Raw genomic sequence first — 14,920 nt, 5'->3', positions numbered from 1 at the left:
CCGCCGGGACCCGTCATCCGTCCGTGGTCCGCCGCGCGTTCACCTGACGCTGTGGATCACGGAGAACAGCGCGCCCTCCGGATCCGCCACCTTCGCCACGCGTCCGTACGGTGAGTCGTGGGGCGCCTTGAGGAGATGTCCCCCGAGGTCCGTGACCCGGGCGACGGTGTCGTCCACGTCCGCGGTCTCGAAGTACGTCATCCAGTGCGGGCCGCGGTCGCGGGGCAGGTCGTGGCCGACGCCGTGGATGCCGGCCACCGGGCGGGTGTCCAGGTGCAGGGTGACGTAGTCGAAGTCGGACGCGGCGGCCGGCTCCAGTGCGTAGCCGAAGACCCCCTGGTAGAACTTGACGACGCTCTCGGTGTCGCGCGTCACCAGTTCGTTCCACGCGGGCGTCCCCGGCACGCCGGTGATGCCGATGCCCAGATGGGCGGACGCCTGCCAGATGCCGAAGACGGCGCCCGTCGGGTCCGAGGCGATCGCCATGCGGCCCGCCTCGGCGGCGTCCAGCGGGCCGACGCCCACCGTGCCGCCGCTGAGCCGGACCGTCTCGGCGGTCAGGTCCACGTCGTCCGACGCGAGGTACGGCGTCCAGGCGATCGGCAGATGACGGTCGGGCGGCAACTGCCCGATCCCCGCCACCTCGTGCCCGTCGAGCAGGGCGCGTACGTACTGGCCGAGCTGATGCGGGCCCGGCTCGAACTCCCAGCCGAACAGCGATCCGTAGAAGTCCTGGGTCGTGGCCATCCCGTGCACCATCAGGCTCACCCAGCAGGGTGTACCGGGTGTGTGCCGAGCGTGCGTCGCACCGTTCTGGCCGGCCGACCCCCGTGCCTCGGTCATCGTCACTCTCTTCTCGGCCCCTCGCGGTGGCCGGTCACCTTCCGCCTGCCCGCAGGCGTACCGCAGTCGTGTACCCGTAAGCCCCGTGCCGATGTTCGCACCACCGGTAGCACCGTGCGTCCCGGCCGCGCCGTCGTTCGGCGGCCTACGGCCGGAGGATGCCCGATGTGCAGTTTCCCGTCCGTTTCCGCACCATTGCCACTTGGTGTCCATCGGCTGTACAGCATGTGCCCGGTCCCGTACGCCTGGTGACCGGACCTGCCCGGCGGGCACAGTAGCCCGACATGGACGAAGCGGCCACCCCGTGCGCAAGGATGGTGGCCATGAACGCCATCATCTCGGCCTCCGAGCTCGCGAGCGATCTGGCCGGACCGAACCCTCCCGTCGTCCTCGATGTCCGCTGGCAGTTGGGCGGTCCGAGCCTGCGCTCCGACTACGAGAAGGCACACATCCCCGGTGCCGTTTTCGTCGATCTCGATTCCGAACTCGCTGGTCCGGCGGGGGACGGCGGCCGTCACCCGCTGCCCGACCCCGAGGTCTTCGGCGCCGCGATGCGGGCCGCCGGGGTCTCGGCGGCCCGCGATGTCGTCGTGTACGACGGCGGCCTCGGCTGGGGCGCCGCGCGCGCGTGGTGGCTGTTGGGCTATTCGGGTCATCCCTCGGTACGCGTGCTTGACGGCGGCCTCGCCGCATGGAGCGGCCCGGTGTCCTCGGAGCTCCCGGCACCCGCCGCCGGAACCTTCGTGCCGGCGCCCGGTGCCCGGCCCCTGCTCGACGCGGACGGAGCCGCGGCGCTCGCCCGTACCGGTGTACTGCTCGACGCCCGGGCCGGCGAGCGCTACCGCGGCGAGGTCGAACCGATCGACCCGGTGGCCGGGCACATCCCCGGCGCCCTCTCCGCCCCGACCACCGAGAACGTCACGGAGGACGGACGGTTCCTGCCCGCCGCCGAACTCGCCGACCGCTTCAAGTCCCTTGGCGCGACCGGTACTTCCGAGGTCGGCGTCTACTGCGGTTCGGGCGTGTCCGGAGCCCACGAGGTTCTGGCGCTCGCCGTCGCGGGCATTCCGGCGGCCCTGTACGCGGGTTCCTGGTCGGAGTGGACCAGGGGCGGGAGCAGGCCGGTCGCGGTGGGAGCCGACCCCCAGTGACGGCGAGGGGCCCGCGCCAGGTCGGCGCGGGCCCCGTCGTCGTACGACTGATCAGTCCTGCTTCTTCCGCCGCGTGCCGAACACGATCTCGTCCCAGCTCGGGACCGCCGCGCGGCGCCCCGGGCGGACGCCGTCGGCCTCGGCCTGGCGGTCGGTCGAGCCGACGAGCCGGTCGCGGTGGCTGCCGACCGAGCGGGGCATGAGGACGTCCGCGTAGGCGGAACCGGCACCGGCGGAGGCCGCGGGAGCCGGGGGCTCCTCCTCCTCGGGCTCCGGTTCGAGGACGGGCTCCTCCGGATCGGGCCGCTCCGTGGCGGAGGGCCGCTCGGGGACCACCATGTCGCCCCGGAAGCTCGGCACCGCCTCCAGGAGGCTGGTGAGCGAGTCCCGCTCGGACTCCTCGACCGGTTCGGCGGAGGGCGCGGGCAGGCCCGGCCGCTCCATCTGCCGGTCCAGGGCGCGGTCCAGCGGCCGGTCCCGGGGGAGCCGCGCGATGCGCGGCACGAACGGGAAGCTCGGTTCCGCGGCCGCCGAGAGGTCGTCGGACTCGCCGATCAGCGAGCGCGCCTCGTCGTCGACGGCCTGGACGAGCCGCCGCGGCGGGTCGTACGTCCAGCTCGCCGAGTGCGGCTCACCCGCGACCCGGTAGACCAGCAGTACTTCCCAGGTGCCGTCGTCACGACGCCACGAGTCCCACTGGGCGGTTTCCTTCTCGGCGCCGCGCAGCGTCAGCCGCTCCTGCACGGCTTCGCCGAGCTGGGGTCCGGCGTTCTCACCGGGGCGGCGGACGGGGGTCTTCCTGGCGCGCTCGGCCATGAAGGCGCGCTCGGCGAGGACGGGCCCCTCGAAGCGGCGCACCCGGTCGACGGGGATCCCGGCGAGCGAGGCGACCTCTTCGGCGGAGGCGCCGGCACGTATACGTGCCTGGATGTCTCGGGGGCGGAGATGACTCTCCACCTCGATCTCGATCTGGCCGAGGCGGGGACGGTCGCCGCGTACAGCGGCGCGCAGACGCTCGTCAATCGGAAGCGTGTACTCCGTGCTGTCCGCAGCCTTCAGCACCAGCCGTGTGCCGTCGTTAGAGACGGCCACGACACGCAGTTCCGGCATGGGGACCTCCCGGGTGGTGCCTGCCGACGTCACGTGCGTCGCTGCTTCCGCTAGTCGAGTGTGGCCTGCCCGGGTGCAGCCTGCCACAACCTTGCCCAGTTGCCCGGCGTGTCGGGCACAGGCCCGGGATCGCCGTTATGGCACGGTTACCTATTCGCAACGCTAAGTGACGAACTCCATCACCCTGTGCAACGAGCCCCCTCCCGGCGGTCCTGCAAGGCCCCGGACACCCTGGCGGGAGTCCGGACCCAGGGCTGGCAACAGTACTCCATTCGGGCCACTTGCGTGGATCGGCACGCCACCCAACTTCCGGTGGGGGGTGGTAGTTGGCCGACTTCCGGACGGTTTCCGTGACCATGGAAAGTGGCGCACTTCACGTAATCACCGCAAACGGAACTAATCACTTCGCCGGTACGTCCCCCTCTTGTGCGGTCAGACGATCCATCGGGTCAAGCCGATCAAGTACGGGAAAGGCAGGCAAGGTCCGGAAATGCGTGAAAAGCCGGATATCGGTGCGGAGTCGGGTGTCCAGGAGGAGGTCGGCGGGAAACGTCTGGATCTGAGCGTCCCGCAAGTGGCGGGCAGCGCGGTGGCCGCGGTGGTGGCCGCCAAACTCGCTTCCTACTTCGGGGTCTACGGAACGATGCTGGGCGCGGGACTGGTCAGTGTGGTCGCCACCTGCGGCGGCACGGTCTTCCAGCACTTCTTCAAGCGCACCGGCGAGCAGATACGCGACGTCCGCGACGTCAAGGTGCAGGCCAGGCCGAAGTCCCAGCAGGTGGCGGCCGTCGGGGAGTTCACGGAGGGGACCGTCTACCGCGCGCGGGTCAGGAGCTGGAAGCGCCCGCTGGTCGCGGCGGCGCTCGTCTTCGGGGTCACCATGGCGGGCATCACCACGTACGAACTCGTGTCGGGCCGCAGCTTCAGCGGCGACGGGAAGGCCACGACGGTGGGCGACGCCCTCAAGGGGAGCGGCTCCGACTCGACGCCTGAGCCCGATGCGCCGTCGTCTTCCGGTGCGACGCCGTCGCAGGACCCCTCGTCCGCCGAGCCGTCCGGAGACGACGGCAGCGGCGCCGCCCAGGACGGTGAGAGCGCCACGACGCCCACCCCGACGCCGAGTTCCAGCGCCACGTCGGAGGCCGCGGAGAGCGGCGAGGATGAGGGCGGGAACCCCACCCCCACTCCCAGCGGGACCGCTACGAGCCCAGCACCCTCCGCAAGTAGTCGTTCCCAAAGCGCCGATCCGGGTCCAGCCGATCCCTCAGCGCCGTGAACTCGCCGAAGCGCGGATAGACCTCGGCGAAGTAGTCCGCGTCGCGCGTGTGCACCTTGCCCCAGTGCGGCCGGCCCTCGTGCGCGGTGAGGATCCGCTCGGCGGCTGTGAAGTACGCCTGGTAGGGAGTGCCCTTGAACAGGTGGACGGCGATGTACGCGGTCTCCCGTTCCGACGCCGTGGAGAGCGTGATGTCGTCGGCGGGCGCCGTGCGCACCTCCACGGGGAAGCTGACCCGCAGGGCCGACCGGTCGACCATCGTCTTCAGCTCACGCAGCGTCTCGACGAGCGCCTCGCGCGGAACGGCGTACTCCATCTCCACGAAACGCACCCGGCGCGGAGAGGTGAAGACCTTGTACGGGATGTCGGTGTAGGTCCGAGCGGACAGCGCGCGGCTGGAGAACTTCGCGATCGCCGGGATGGTGGCGGGCACGGCACGGCCGAGCAGATTGGCCGCCTGGAAGGCGCCGTTGGAGAGGAACTCGTCCTCGATCCAGCCGCTGATCCGCCCGACGGGCTTCTCGGGTCCCGCGCTGCGGTTGTTCCGCTTGGTGTTGCAGTTGCCGGTGTGCGGGAACCAGTAGAACTCGAAGTGCTCGTTCTCGGTGAAGAGTTCGTCGAAGTCCGCGGTGACCTTGTCGAAGGTCATCGGCTCCTCGCGGGCCGTGAGCAGAAAGACGGGCTCCACGGAGAAGGTGATCGCGGTGATGATCCCCAGGGCGCCGATGCCGATCCGGGCGGCGGCGAAGACCTCCGGGTTCTCCGTCTCGGAGCAGCTGAGGACCGAGCCGTCGGCGGTGACCAGCTCAAGGCCCTTGATCTGGGCGGCGATCGAGGCGGAGTCCCGCCCGGTGCCGTGCGTTCCGGTACTGGTCGCGCCGGAAACCGTCTGCTCCATGATGTCGCCCATGTTGGTGAGCGACAGTCCCTCGCGGGCGAGGGCGAGGTTGAGACGCTTGAGCGGGGTGCCCGCCTCCACGGTGACGGTGCCGGCATCGCGGTCGATCCGGCGGATCCCGGTCAACAGTTGAGGGCGGATCAACACACCGTCCGTCGCGGCGACCGCCGTGAAGGAGTGCCCGGTGCCGACGGCCTTCACCCTCAGACCGTCCTCGGCGGCGCTGCGCACGGCCGCGGAGAGCTCCTCCACGGAGGCGGGAGTGACCTCTCGTGCCGGGCGCGCGGTGACCGTGCCCGCCCAGTTACGCCACGTTCCGCTCTTCCCGTTCGCTGTGCTGCTCATGGGTCCCTCCCCGATGCGGAACCGGCCTGTTCAGCCGGCGATACCCGAGGAAACCGACCGCGACCGCGACGGCCCCGGAAACCGCCGGAACCCAGTACCCGGCTTTCGCGCCGGCGGCATCGATCACCCAGCCGGCCACGGAGGAACCGAGCGCGACCCCGACCGCCAGTCCGGTGCTGACCCAGGTCATGCCCTCGGTCAGCTTCGCGCGTGGTACGTGCTGTTCGATGAGGGACATCGTGGTGATCATCGTGGGAGCGATGGAGAGGCCCGCGACGAACAGCGTCACGGCCAGAAACGGCAGGTTTCCGACCAGTAGGAGGGGGATCATACTCACGGCCATCGCACATATGCCCAGCAGCCACCGACGTTCCGGTGCCCCCTTGAAGTGCAGCAGTCCGAAGACGGCACCCGCCGCGCAGGAACCGGCCGCGTAGATCGCCAGGACGATACTCGCGGCGGCCTTGTGACCCTGCTCCTCCGCGAAGGCCACCGTCACCACGTCCACCGCCCCGAAGATCGCTCCGGTCGCCACGAAAGTGGCCACCAGGACCTGGAGTCCGACAGCGGCCATCGCCGAACCGCCGGTGTGGTGCGCGCGCGGATGCGGCGCGGGCTCGGTGCCGCGCTGGGCCGTCAGCCAGAAGACGCCGACGGCGAGGAAGCACGCGGCGAGCAGCGGCCCGGCCTCCGGGAACCACACCGTGGACAGGCCGATGGAGATGATCGGTCCGAAGATGAAGCAGATCTCGTCCACCACGGACTCGAAGGAGTACGCGGTGTGCAGCTGCGGGGTACCGGCGTAGAGGGCCGCCCAGCGGGCCCTGACCATCGCGCCCATGCTCGGCACGCAGCCGATGCCGGCGGAGCAGACGAAGAGCACCCAGTCCGGCCACTCGAACTTCGCCGCGAGGAGCAGCCCGGCGGCCGCCGCCAGCGCGAACAGGGTCACCGGACGCAGCACCCGCCGTTGTCCGTGCCGGTCCACCAGCCGGGACACCTGCGGCCCCATCGCCGCGGCGGCCAGCGCCATCGTCGCGGAGAGCGCCCCCGCGAGCCCGTACCGCCCGGTGAGCTGGGAGATCATCGTCACCACACCGATGCCCATCATCGACAGGGGCATCCGGCCCAGGAAGCCCGCGGCGGCGAAGCCCTTGGAGCCTGGGGCGGCGAACAGGGCGCGGTACGGGCTGGGCAAGGGGGAACTCCGGTCGGCTCGGCTCGGCCGCCCGGTCACCGCGGGGGCCTGGATTCCGGTAAGGCGTGAATCTGGCCGATACAGCTTACGGGTGAGGTGACACCAACGCACGCCCCGTACCACTCGTCACGTGGCCGTTGTCCGCATGTCAGTGACGGATGGCAGGATCGAAGGCATGCCAGATGAGCTCGATGCCCGCCCCTACGACGCCCTGCTCCTGCTCTCGTTCGGCGGCCCGGAAGGCCCGGACGACGTGGTTCCGTTCCTGGAGAACGTGACCAGGGGACGCGGCATCCCCAAGGAGCGGCTCAAAGAGGTGGGTCAGCACTACTTCCTGTTCGACGGGGTCAGCCCCATCAACGACCAGAACCGCGCCCTGCTCGACGCACTCCGCAAGGACTTCGCCGAGCACGGCCTGGACCTGCCCGTCCACTGGGGCAACCGCAACTGGGCGCCGTACCTGACCGACACCCTGCGCGAGCTGGTCGCCGAGGGCCGGCGCCGTGTCCTCGTCCTCGCCACCAGCGCGTACGCCTCGTACTCGGGCTGCCGCCAGTACCGCGAGGACCTCGCCGGGGCGCTGGCGACCCTGGAGGCCGAGGGGCTGGAACCGCCGAAGATCGACAAGCTGCGGCACTACTTCAACCACCCCGGTTTCGTGGGTCCCATGACCGAGAGCGTCCTGAAGTCCCTGGCCGACCTCCCCGAGGACGTCCGCGAGGGCGCGCACCTCGCCTTCACCACGCACTCCATCCCGGACACCGCGGCCGACACCTCGGGACCGGTCGAGGGCCACGGCGACGGCGGCGCGTACGTCAGGCAGCACCTGGACGTCGCCCGGCTGATCGTCGACGCCGTCCGCGAGGAGACCGGCATCGAGCACCCCTGGCAGCTCGTCTACCAGTCGCGCTCGGGAGCCCCGCACATCCCGTGGCTGGAGCCCGACATCTGCGACCACCTGGAGGAGCTGCACGGCGCCGGCGTCCCGGCCGTCGTGATGGCGCCCATCGGGTTCGTCTCGGACCACATGGAGGTCCTGTACGACCTCGACACCGAGGCCACGGCCAAGGCGGCCGAGTTCGGTCTGCCGGTGCGCCGCTCGGCCACGGTGGGCGCCGACCCTCGGTTCGCCGCGGCGATCCGTGAGCTCGTTCTGGAGCGCGCCGCGACCGAGAGCGGCCGGCAGGTGACACCCTGCGCCCTGGGTGTTCTCGGCGCGAGTCACGACCTGTGCCCGGTGGGCTGCTGCCCGGCCCGCGCCCCCAAGCCCGCCGCCGCGGGCGCCGACAGTCCGTACGCCTGAGGAGCCCCGTGATCGAGCCCCTGCACACCGAACTGCTCCAGCTCGCCCACCAGGCCGCCCGAAGCGCCGGTGAGCTGCTGCGGGACGGACGACCGGCGGACCTCACGGTCGCCGCGACCAAGTCCAGCCCGATCGACGTCGTCACCGAGATGGACATCGCCGCCGAGAAGCTGATCACCGACCTGATCACCCAGCACCGCCCCGCCGACGGTTTCCTGGGCGAGGAGGGCGCCTCCACGGAGGGCACCAGCGGGATCCGCTGGATCATCGACCCGCTCGACGGCACGGTCAACTACCTGTACGGCCTGCCGACCTGGGCCGTGTCCATCGCCGCCGAGCAGAACGGCGAGACCGTCGTAGGAGTCGTCGCGGCGCCGATGCGCGGCGAGACCTACCACGCGGTACGCGGCCGTGGCGCCCGGGCCACCGGAGCCTGGGTGGGGGAGCGCCGGCTGACCTGCCGCCCCTCGCCGGACCTGGACCAGGCACTGGTCTCCACCGGCTTCAACTACGTGACCGAGGTCAAGATCCACCAGGCCGACGTCGCCCAGCGGCTGATCCCGCTGCTCCGCGACATCCGGCGCTCCGGCTCGGCGGCCGTCGACCTGTGCGACGTCGCCGCGGGCCGCCTCGACGGCTACTACGAGCGCGGACTGCACCCCTGGGACCTCGCCGCGGGTGACCTGATCGCCCGTGAGGCGGGCGCCCTGACCGGTGGGCGCCCCGGAGAGCGCCCCGGAGGCGATCTGGCGGTGGCGGCCTCACCGGGCGTCTTCGAGCCCCTCCAGCGGCTCCTGGAGGAGTTCGGCGCCTGGCACGACTGACGGCGCGGACGACAGCACGCGCCCGGCGGGCGGGAACGAAGCGGGGCCCCGGCACTGGATCGATGCCGGGGCCCGCTCTCGTACGAATGAAGAACCTGGATGAAAAAGAAGCGCGAGACGAAAAGATCGGGACGCCAGATCTGGCGGATCTGGCGGATCGGGAAGATCTGACGAAGAACTGAAGATTCGAAGAGCCTGGAAAAGCTGGAGAAGCCGGTCAGACGCGGGCCGCGCCGACCTCCACGCCGTGCTCGGCGGCGAGGCGGTGCAGGTCGTCGAGCTCGGCCTGCTCGACCTCCGCGAGGAAGTCGTCGCCTGTCTCGCGAGCCCGCGTCAGGTCCGTTTCGGTAGCCCTTATGCGCTGCAGAAGTCCTGCGGTGAAAGCGTCCATGCTGCGCCCCCTCGTCCTGGGTCGTGGGTCGGTGGCACGGGGGTGTGCCGTTCGGAAGGGGCGATCACGTCTCCAAGGGGTGCCCAGCGCTGCCCGGCTGGGCGGCGACGGTGCCGGACACCCACGCCCACTCTGCGGAAAGCGGATTGACGTACCACAAGGTGGCTTGCCACAAGCAGAGCGTGATCGCGGGGTGTAAAGCTGTCGTCCCCCCGCTCCCTTCCGTGGAAACCTCAACCGCACGAGAAAATCTGGCATTCCCGGGGGCTCTCACCCGCCTTACAGCCGACTTATGGCCGAAAAGGGCAGGATGGAGGTCTTACCCCACGACAGGACCCTGCCCGCGCGCGCCGACCAGGCGCCGCGCGAGCGGACAGCGGAAGGACAAGCGACGTGCGCGTACTCGTCGTCGAGGACGAGCAGCTGCTCGCCGATGCGGTGGCCACCGGGCTGCGCCGGGAGGCCATGGCCGTCGACGTCGTGTACGACGGCGCGGCCGCCCTGGAGCGCATCGGGGTCAACGACTACGACGTGGTCGTCCTGGACCGGGACCTCCCCCTCGTGCACGGCGACGACGTCTGCCGCAGGGTCGTCGAGCTCGGCATGCCCACACGCGTGCTGATGCTCACCGCGTCCGGCGACGTCAGCGACCGCGTCGAGGGCCTGGAGATCGGCGCCGACGACTACCTGCCCAAGCCGTTCGCCTTCAGCGAGCTGACGGCACGCGTGCGTGCCCTCGGACGCCGTACGAGCCTGCCGCTGCCGCCCGTCCTGGAGCGGGCCGGCATCAAGCTCGACCCCAACCGCCGCGAGGTCTTCCGCGACGGCAAGGAAGTCCAGCTCGCGCCCAAGGAGTTCGCCGTCCTGGAGGTGCTGCTGCGCAGCGAGGGCGCCGTGGTCTCCGCGGAGCAGCTCCTGGAGAAGGCCTGGGACGAGAACACGGACCCGTTCACCAACGTCGTGCGGGTCACGGTCATGACCCTGCGCCGCAAGCTCGGCGAACCCCCCGTGATCGTCACCGTGCCCGGCTCCGGCTACCGGATCTGATCCACCGTGCCGTCGACCCCCGCGCCCCCCGCGCCCCCCACGGCGCCTCCGAAGCCCACGTGGGACCCGAGAAGGGTGGAACCGCCGTTCCCGTGGCTGCGGCCCACCATCCGGATACGGCTGACGCTCCTGTACGGCGGCATGTTCCTGATCGCCGGCATCCTGCTGCTGTCGATCATCTACCTGCTCGCCGCGCAGGCGCTGAACGTGGGCAGCGACCTGCCCTTCAGGATCGTCTCCGGAGGAGTGAGCAGCCAGTCCTGCAACTTCCCCTCGCAGCCCACGGCGACCGAGCTCAACAGCGCGATGAACGCCTGCGTCAACGAACAGCGCCAGCACGCCCTGGACGACCTGCTCAGCCGCTCGCTGCTCGCCCTGCTCGGCCTCGCGATCATCGCCTTCGCCTTCGGCTACGCGATGGCGGGCCGGGTGCTCGCGCCGCTCGGCCGGATCACCCGCACCGCGCGCGCGGTGGCGGGCTCGGACCTCTCGCGCCGGATCGAACTGGACGGCCCGGACGACGAGTTGAAGGAGCTGGCCGACACCTTCGACGACATGCTGGAGCGGCTCCAGCGGGCCTTCACCGCGCAGCAGCGCTTCGTGGGCAACGCCTCGCACGAGCTGCGGACGCCGCTGGCGATCAACCGCACGCTCCTCGAGGTGCACCTCTCCGACCCCGGGGCGCCGACGGAACTGCAACAGCTCGGAAAGACCCTGCTCGCCACCAACGAGCGCAGCGAGCAGCTCGTCGAAGGCCTGCTGCTGCTCGCCCGCAGCGACAACCAGATCGTCGAGCGCAAGCCCGTGGACCTCGCCGAGGTCGCCTCACAGGCCGTCGACCAGGTGCGCGCCGAGGCGGACGCCAAGGGCGTGCGGATGCGCGGTGAGCGCGCCCCGGCGGTCGTCCAGGGCAACGGCGTGCTCCTTGAGCGGATCGCCCTGAACCTCGTCCAGAACGCCGTGAGGTACAACGTGCCGGAGGACGGCTGGGTCGAGGTCACGACGGAGGTCCAGCACGGTCAGGCGGTCCTGGTCGTGTCGAACACCGGGCCGGTCGTTCCCGCGTACGAGGTCGACAATCTTTTCGAACCCTTCCGGCGGCTGCGTACGGAGCGCACGGGCAGCGACAAGGGCGTGGGCCTCGGCCTGTCCATCGCCCGGTCGGTCGCCCGCGCGCACGGGGGGCATATCGTCGCTCAGCCGCGGGAAGGAGGTGGGCTCGTGATGCGAGTCACCCTTTCGATCTGAGACCATGTCGCCGACACGCGAGGATGTTCGCTTTGCGCGGAATTTCCTGGGCATACGTCCGGGAGGCTCGTGTGTGATCGATCACAAGGGCGAAATTCCGGCCATCCACTCTCCGTGATCAAGAAGACTGTCGGAAAGCCGGGAAAATCCGGGTTTTCGGGGGTCGAGATCACGGGAAGTACACGGTGGGACGCCTTTGAAGTGCGGCCTTCGGACCGTGTACGGTCCGCATCGCCATCCAAGCCGATCACTCTTGAAGAGTCCGGTTGGGTGTCGATTGAGTAACAGACCTTGATGTGAGGCAAAATCTCCGCCTCGGGTCGGGCACAAGTCCGGCCTCTCACGCGTTACGTGCGCTGAGACACCGCAGACACCCAGAGGGGGAGAGCGACATGGCAACGGATTACGACACCCCACGCAAGACCGACGACGACGTCGATTCCGACAGCCTTGAAGAACTGAAGGCCCGTCGGAACGACAAGTCGACGTCGTCTGTAGACGTGGATGAGTTCGAAGCGGCAGAAGGCCTCGAACTGCCCGGCGCGGACCTCTCGAACGAAGAGCTGGCCGTCCGGGTCCTTCCCAAGCAGCAGGACGAGTTCACTTGCATGAGCTGCTTCCTGGTGCACCACCGCAGTCAGCTGGCCCGGGAGAAGAACGGCCAGCCGATCTGCCGCGACTGCGACTGAGGCGGGGTCGGCCGTGACTGGCTCGACCCCTCCCTGGAAGCGCCGCTTCCCCGGACGGGGAGCGGACGAAGGGCCGTCAGACGGCTCTGAAGGCGTGCGTGACGACGAGCGGGGCTCTTCCGGACCAGGATCAGCCTCGCTCGACCCGGCGCCCGCCACGACGCCGGCAGGGGCTTCCGCGCCCGCCGGCGAACTGGTGCCCGCGGGCACCGAGGCGCCCGCGGGCAAACGCCGTGCGGCCGCCGTCCGTGACGGAGTCAGGGAGGGCGTCCGCAAGGGCGGCAGCAGGGCCAGGGCAGGTCTGTCCTACCTCGCCGACCGCATCATCGACATAGCTCCGCGTATCCCCGTACGGGACCTCGCGACCCTCCGTCGGCAGTTCCCCGGTCTCACTCCGGAGGAGCTCGCCGACAAACTCGTCACGGGCGCGGCCAACGCGACGTCCGCGGTGGGCGCCGGCATCGGCGCGGCTGCGATGCTTCCCGTGCCGCCCGCGATGCCGACCGAGATCGCCGCCGAGATCACCGGCGTCGCCGCGATCGAGCTGAAGCTGATCGCCGAACTCCACGAGGTCTACGGCGCCCGGCCGCCCGGCAACCTGACGCAGCGCAGCACCGGCTATCTGAACTCCTGGTCCACCGAGCGCGGTATCGACGTCACGAAGGTGGCGACGCTCAACGCCGCGCTGGGCGGCCCGATGAAGCGCCAGCTGCGCCAGCAGATCATGAAGCGCATGGTCCGGGACCTGCCCAACCTGATGCCGTTCATGGTCGGTGCGGCGGTCGGAGCGGTCATGAACCGCCGAGACACCAGACGCCTCGCGGAGCACATCCGCAAGGACCTGCGGAAGTCCCAGGTGCCGTGGGAGGCGCTGCCGGAGCTGCCCCCGCTGGACCGGCCCGCCGACCCCCTGCCGATGGGAGACCTTCCCAAGGAGCTCGGGAGCTGAACCCGTCCCCGGGGCCCGGGGATCCGGTTCCTACGCCGCCGCGCGGGCGGCCACCAGCGCCGCCGCCAGGCGCTCCGGCTCCCGGGTCGACAGGTACAGGTACGGCGTCGGGTCCTGCGGGTCGGTGACCTCGACGCGCAGGGCGGTGGGGATGTAGGCGCGCAGGAGCATGAAGGCGCGGGTGTCGGCCTTGAACGTGCGCCAGGCGCGCGCCTCCTCCCGGTCGAGGATCTCGGCGTCGCCGAGCGCCGCGACCGGGATCTTCGCGTCGCCCGCGATCAGGGAGTCGCCGACGATCCGGATGCGGACGGAGCCGTACGAACTCGTCACGACCGCCGCCACGGCGGTGCCCCCGACCAGGCCCCCCAGCAGCGGCAGCGCGCCGAACGGGAGGAAGATCAGGGCCATCGAGACCCCCACCAGGAAGCAGACCAGCCACCACGTTCGGGGCGCGTTGAGGCGTTCTTCGTACGGCGAGGCTGAGGGCTGCATGCGGTCAAGCTTGGCACGGGGCGTACGTTGCCCTGACGCGCGGGTAAGGTCTGCGGCTGTGAGTGGTACTTCCGCAGCTCTGAAGCCTCCGGCCGACGCCGTCACGCCGGTGCGGCACCCCGACGCACCCCCACCGGGTGAACTCCTCGGCGCGCACTACGGACAGTGTTTCGGGTGCGGCGAGGGCCAGGTCCATGGTCTGCACCTCGAAGCCCGCGCGGGGGAGGGGGTTCGGATCTCCGCGGAGTTCACCGTGCGGGCCGCCCACCAGGGGGCCCCCGGTCTCGCGCACGGCGGCGTTCTCGCCACCGCGCTGGACGAGGCGCTCGGCTCGCTGAACTGGCTGCTGCGGACCATCGCGGTGACCGGACGGCTGGAGACGGACTTCGTACGGCCCGTGCCCGTGGACACCGTGCTGTACCTGGAGGCCGAGGTCACGGCGGTGGCGGGGCGCAAGATCTACTCGACCGCCACCGGGCGGATCGGCGGCCCCGAGGGGCCCGTCGCCGTCCGTGCCGACGCCCTCTTCATCGAGGTGAAGGTCGACCACTTCATCGACAACGGCCGCGCGGAGGAGATCCGGGCGGCCATGGACGACCCCGACCAGGTCAGGCGCGTACGCGCCTTCGAGGTGAACCCGTGACCCGTGATCCTCTCGACGTGCTGATCAAGCGCGTCGACCCGGAAGTCCCGCTCCCCGAGTACGCGCACCCCGGTGACGCGGGAGCGGATCTGCGCACCACCGAGGGATGTGAACTGAAGCCGGGTGAACGGGCCGTTCTGCCCACGGGAGTGTCTGTCGCGCTGCCGGAGGGGTACGCGGCCTTCGTACACCCCCGTTCCGGGCTGGCCGCCCGCTGCGGTGTCGCTCTCGTGAATGCCCCGGGGACGGTGGATGCCGGGTACCGTGGGGAGATCAAGGTGATCGTGGTGAATCTCGACCCGCACGAGTCCGTGCGCTTCGAGCGCTTCGACCGGATTGCCCAACTGGTCGTCCAGCAGGTCGAGAAGGTCCGCTTCCAGGAGGTCGCGGAGCTTCCCGACTCGGCGCGGGCCGCAGGGGGCTTCGGGTCCACCGGCGGTCATGCCGCCGTGGGCGGCGGGGCGGGTGGGAATCGATACGCTTCGGTCGTATCCGACCGGGAAGGACAGTGAC

16 protein-coding genes are annotated in these 14,920 nt (G+C 70.5%); 10 read left to right on the top strand and 6 right to left on the bottom strand.

What is annotated here, in order from left to right; genetic code table 11:
* Positions 1-39: 39 nt before the first annotated feature.
* The gene (locus ACIP79_RS22615; RefSeq protein WP_401226058.1) at positions 40-843 is read right to left on the bottom strand and encodes a VOC family protein; all 804 of its coding nucleotides are present in this window, start codon (positions 841-843) and stop codon (positions 40-42) included.
* A 323-nt stretch (positions 844-1,166) separates the two neighbouring features.
* Between ACIP79_RS22615 and ACIP79_RS22610 the strand changes: the two genes are divergently transcribed.
* A complete protein-coding gene (locus ACIP79_RS22610) occupies positions 1,167-1,994 on the top strand; it encodes a sulfurtransferase (RefSeq protein ID WP_401226056.1) in 828 nt (275 codons plus the stop codon).
* A gap of 51 nt (positions 1,995-2,045) precedes the next feature.
* Here the strand turns inward: ACIP79_RS22610 and sepH are convergent, their stop codons facing one another.
* On the bottom strand, positions 2,046-3,104 hold the full coding sequence (sepH, locus tag ACIP79_RS22605; RefSeq protein WP_401226053.1) for a septation protein SepH: 1,059 nt from the start codon (positions 3,102-3,104) through the stop codon (positions 2,046-2,048).
* A gap of 490 nt (positions 3,105-3,594) precedes the next feature.
* Here sepH and ACIP79_RS22600 point away from each other — a divergent pair, with 490 nt between their 5' ends.
* A complete protein-coding gene (locus ACIP79_RS22600; RefSeq protein WP_401226052.1) occupies positions 3,595-4,380 on the top strand; it encodes a hypothetical protein in 786 nt (261 codons plus the stop codon).
* Here ACIP79_RS22600 and ACIP79_RS22595 read toward each other — a convergent pair.
* Together ACIP79_RS22595 and ACIP79_RS22590 are read right to left on the bottom strand one after the other, a co-directional pair.
* Complete coding sequence (locus ACIP79_RS22595; protein ID WP_401226049.1) at positions 4,304-5,623, bottom strand: D-arabinono-1,4-lactone oxidase; 1,320 nt, start codon at positions 5,621-5,623, stop codon at positions 4,304-4,306. The two genes, ACIP79_RS22600 and ACIP79_RS22595, sit on opposite strands and share 77 nt — an antisense overlap.
* Positions 5,583-6,821, bottom strand: a complete 1,239-nt coding sequence (locus ACIP79_RS22590; protein WP_401226047.1) for an MFS transporter — start codon at positions 6,819-6,821, stop codon at positions 5,583-5,585. The genes ACIP79_RS22595 and ACIP79_RS22590 overlap by 41 nt, the downstream gene beginning before the upstream one ends.
* A 175-nt stretch (positions 6,822-6,996) precedes the next feature.
* Here ACIP79_RS22590 and ACIP79_RS22585 point away from each other — a divergent pair, with 175 nt between their 5' ends.
* Together ACIP79_RS22585 and ACIP79_RS22580 are read left to right on the top strand one after the other, a co-directional pair.
* Positions 6,997-8,124 (top strand): ferrochelatase, encoded by a 1,128-nt coding sequence (locus ACIP79_RS22585; protein WP_401226045.1) that lies wholly within the window; start codon positions 6,997-6,999, stop codon positions 8,122-8,124.
* Between the two features lie 8 nt (positions 8,125-8,132).
* Positions 8,133-8,948, top strand: coding sequence for an inositol monophosphatase family protein (locus tag ACIP79_RS22580; RefSeq protein WP_383682065.1), 816 nt, complete (start codon positions 8,133-8,135; stop codon positions 8,946-8,948).
* A 217-nt stretch (positions 8,949-9,165) separates the two neighbouring features.
* Here the strand turns inward: ACIP79_RS22580 and ACIP79_RS22575 are convergent, their stop codons facing one another.
* Positions 9,166-9,339: a hypothetical protein gene (locus ACIP79_RS22575; RefSeq protein ID WP_401226043.1), complete on the bottom strand. Its 174-nt coding sequence runs from the start codon at positions 9,337-9,339 to the stop codon at positions 9,166-9,168.
* Positions 9,340-9,732: 393 nt separating this feature from the next.
* Here ACIP79_RS22575 and ACIP79_RS22570 point away from each other — a divergent pair, with 393 nt between their 5' ends.
* From ACIP79_RS22570 to ACIP79_RS22555, 4 genes are all read left to right on the top strand, one after another.
* Positions 9,733-10,386 (top strand): response regulator transcription factor, encoded by a 654-nt coding sequence (locus tag ACIP79_RS22570; RefSeq protein WP_383682063.1) that lies wholly within the window; start codon positions 9,733-9,735, stop codon positions 10,384-10,386.
* 6 nt (positions 10,387-10,392) lie between these two features.
* Positions 10,393-11,634, top strand: a complete 1,242-nt coding sequence (locus tag ACIP79_RS22565; RefSeq protein ID WP_401226041.1) for a sensor histidine kinase — start codon at positions 10,393-10,395, stop codon at positions 11,632-11,634.
* A gap of 392 nt (positions 11,635-12,026) precedes the next feature.
* Positions 12,027-12,323, top strand: a complete 297-nt coding sequence (locus tag ACIP79_RS22560; RefSeq protein ID WP_003997302.1) for a DUF4193 domain-containing protein — start codon at positions 12,027-12,029, stop codon at positions 12,321-12,323.
* A gap of 13 nt (positions 12,324-12,336) precedes the next feature.
* Positions 12,337-13,272 carry a hypothetical protein gene (locus ACIP79_RS22555; RefSeq protein ID WP_401226038.1) on the top strand — a complete coding sequence of 312 codons (936 nt, stop codon included), beginning with the start codon at positions 12,337-12,339 and terminating at the stop codon, positions 13,270-13,272.
* A gap of 30 nt (positions 13,273-13,302) precedes the next feature.
* Here ACIP79_RS22555 and ACIP79_RS22550 read toward each other — a convergent pair whose 3' ends face one another.
* The gene (locus ACIP79_RS22550) at positions 13,303-13,764 is read right to left on the bottom strand and encodes a DUF3093 domain-containing protein (RefSeq protein ID WP_401226036.1); all 462 of its coding nucleotides are present in this window, start codon (positions 13,762-13,764) and stop codon (positions 13,303-13,305) included.
* A 58-nt stretch (positions 13,765-13,822) separates the two neighbouring features.
* On the opposite strand from ACIP79_RS22550, the gene ACIP79_RS22545 reads away from it, so the two are divergent.
* Both ACIP79_RS22545 and dut read left to right on the top strand, forming a co-directional pair.
* Positions 13,823-14,407 (top strand): PaaI family thioesterase, encoded by a 585-nt coding sequence (locus ACIP79_RS22545; protein ID WP_401226034.1) that lies wholly within the window; start codon positions 13,823-13,825, stop codon positions 14,405-14,407.
* Positions 14,404-14,919 (top strand): dUTP diphosphatase, encoded by a 516-nt coding sequence (gene dut / locus ACIP79_RS22540; RefSeq protein WP_383681033.1) that lies wholly within the window; start codon positions 14,404-14,406, stop codon positions 14,917-14,919. The genes ACIP79_RS22545 and dut overlap by 4 nt, the downstream gene beginning before the upstream one ends.
* The last annotated feature ends 1 nt before the right edge of the window (position 14,920 follow it).

It is taken from the genome of Streptomyces sp. NPDC088747, assembly GCF_044751025.1.
Classification (GTDB): domain Bacteria; phylum Actinomycetota; class Actinomycetes; order Streptomycetales; family Streptomycetaceae; genus Streptomyces.
Note: the sequence above shows the minus strand (reverse complement) of the source record. Positions and strands in the feature narration are given on the sequence as shown.

What these genes read in the sequence shown, in the direction of transcription:
- ACIP79_RS22615 (WP_401226058.1), bottom strand. Translation starts at nt 843, where the DNA reads ATGACCGAGGCACGGGGGTCGGCCGGCCAGAACGGTGCGACGCACGCT.
- ACIP79_RS22610 (WP_401226056.1), top strand. Translation starts at nt 1,167, where the DNA reads ATGAACGCCATCATCTCGGCCTCCGAGCTCGCGAGCGATCTGGCCGGA.
- sepH (WP_401226053.1), bottom strand. Translation starts at nt 3,104, where the DNA reads ATGCCGGAACTGCGTGTCGTGGCCGTCTCTAACGACGGCACACGGCTG.
- ACIP79_RS22600 (WP_401226052.1), top strand. Translation starts at nt 3,595, where the DNA reads ATGCGTGAAAAGCCGGATATCGGTGCGGAGTCGGGTGTCCAGGAGGAG.
- ACIP79_RS22595 (WP_401226049.1), bottom strand. Translation starts at nt 5,623, where the DNA reads ATGAGCAGCACAGCGAACGGGAAGAGCGGAACGTGGCGTAACTGGGCG.
- ACIP79_RS22585 (WP_401226045.1), top strand. Translation starts at nt 6,997, where the DNA reads ATGCCAGATGAGCTCGATGCCCGCCCCTACGACGCCCTGCTCCTGCTC.
- ACIP79_RS22575 (WP_401226043.1), bottom strand. Translation starts at nt 9,339, where the DNA reads ATGGACGCTTTCACCGCAGGACTTCTGCAGCGCATAAGGGCTACCGAA.
- ACIP79_RS22560 (WP_003997302.1), top strand. Translation starts at nt 12,027, where the DNA reads ATGGCAACGGATTACGACACCCCACGCAAGACCGACGACGACGTCGAT.
- ACIP79_RS22550 (WP_401226036.1), bottom strand. Translation starts at nt 13,764, where the DNA reads ATGCAGCCCTCAGCCTCGCCGTACGAAGAACGCCTCAACGCGCCCCGA.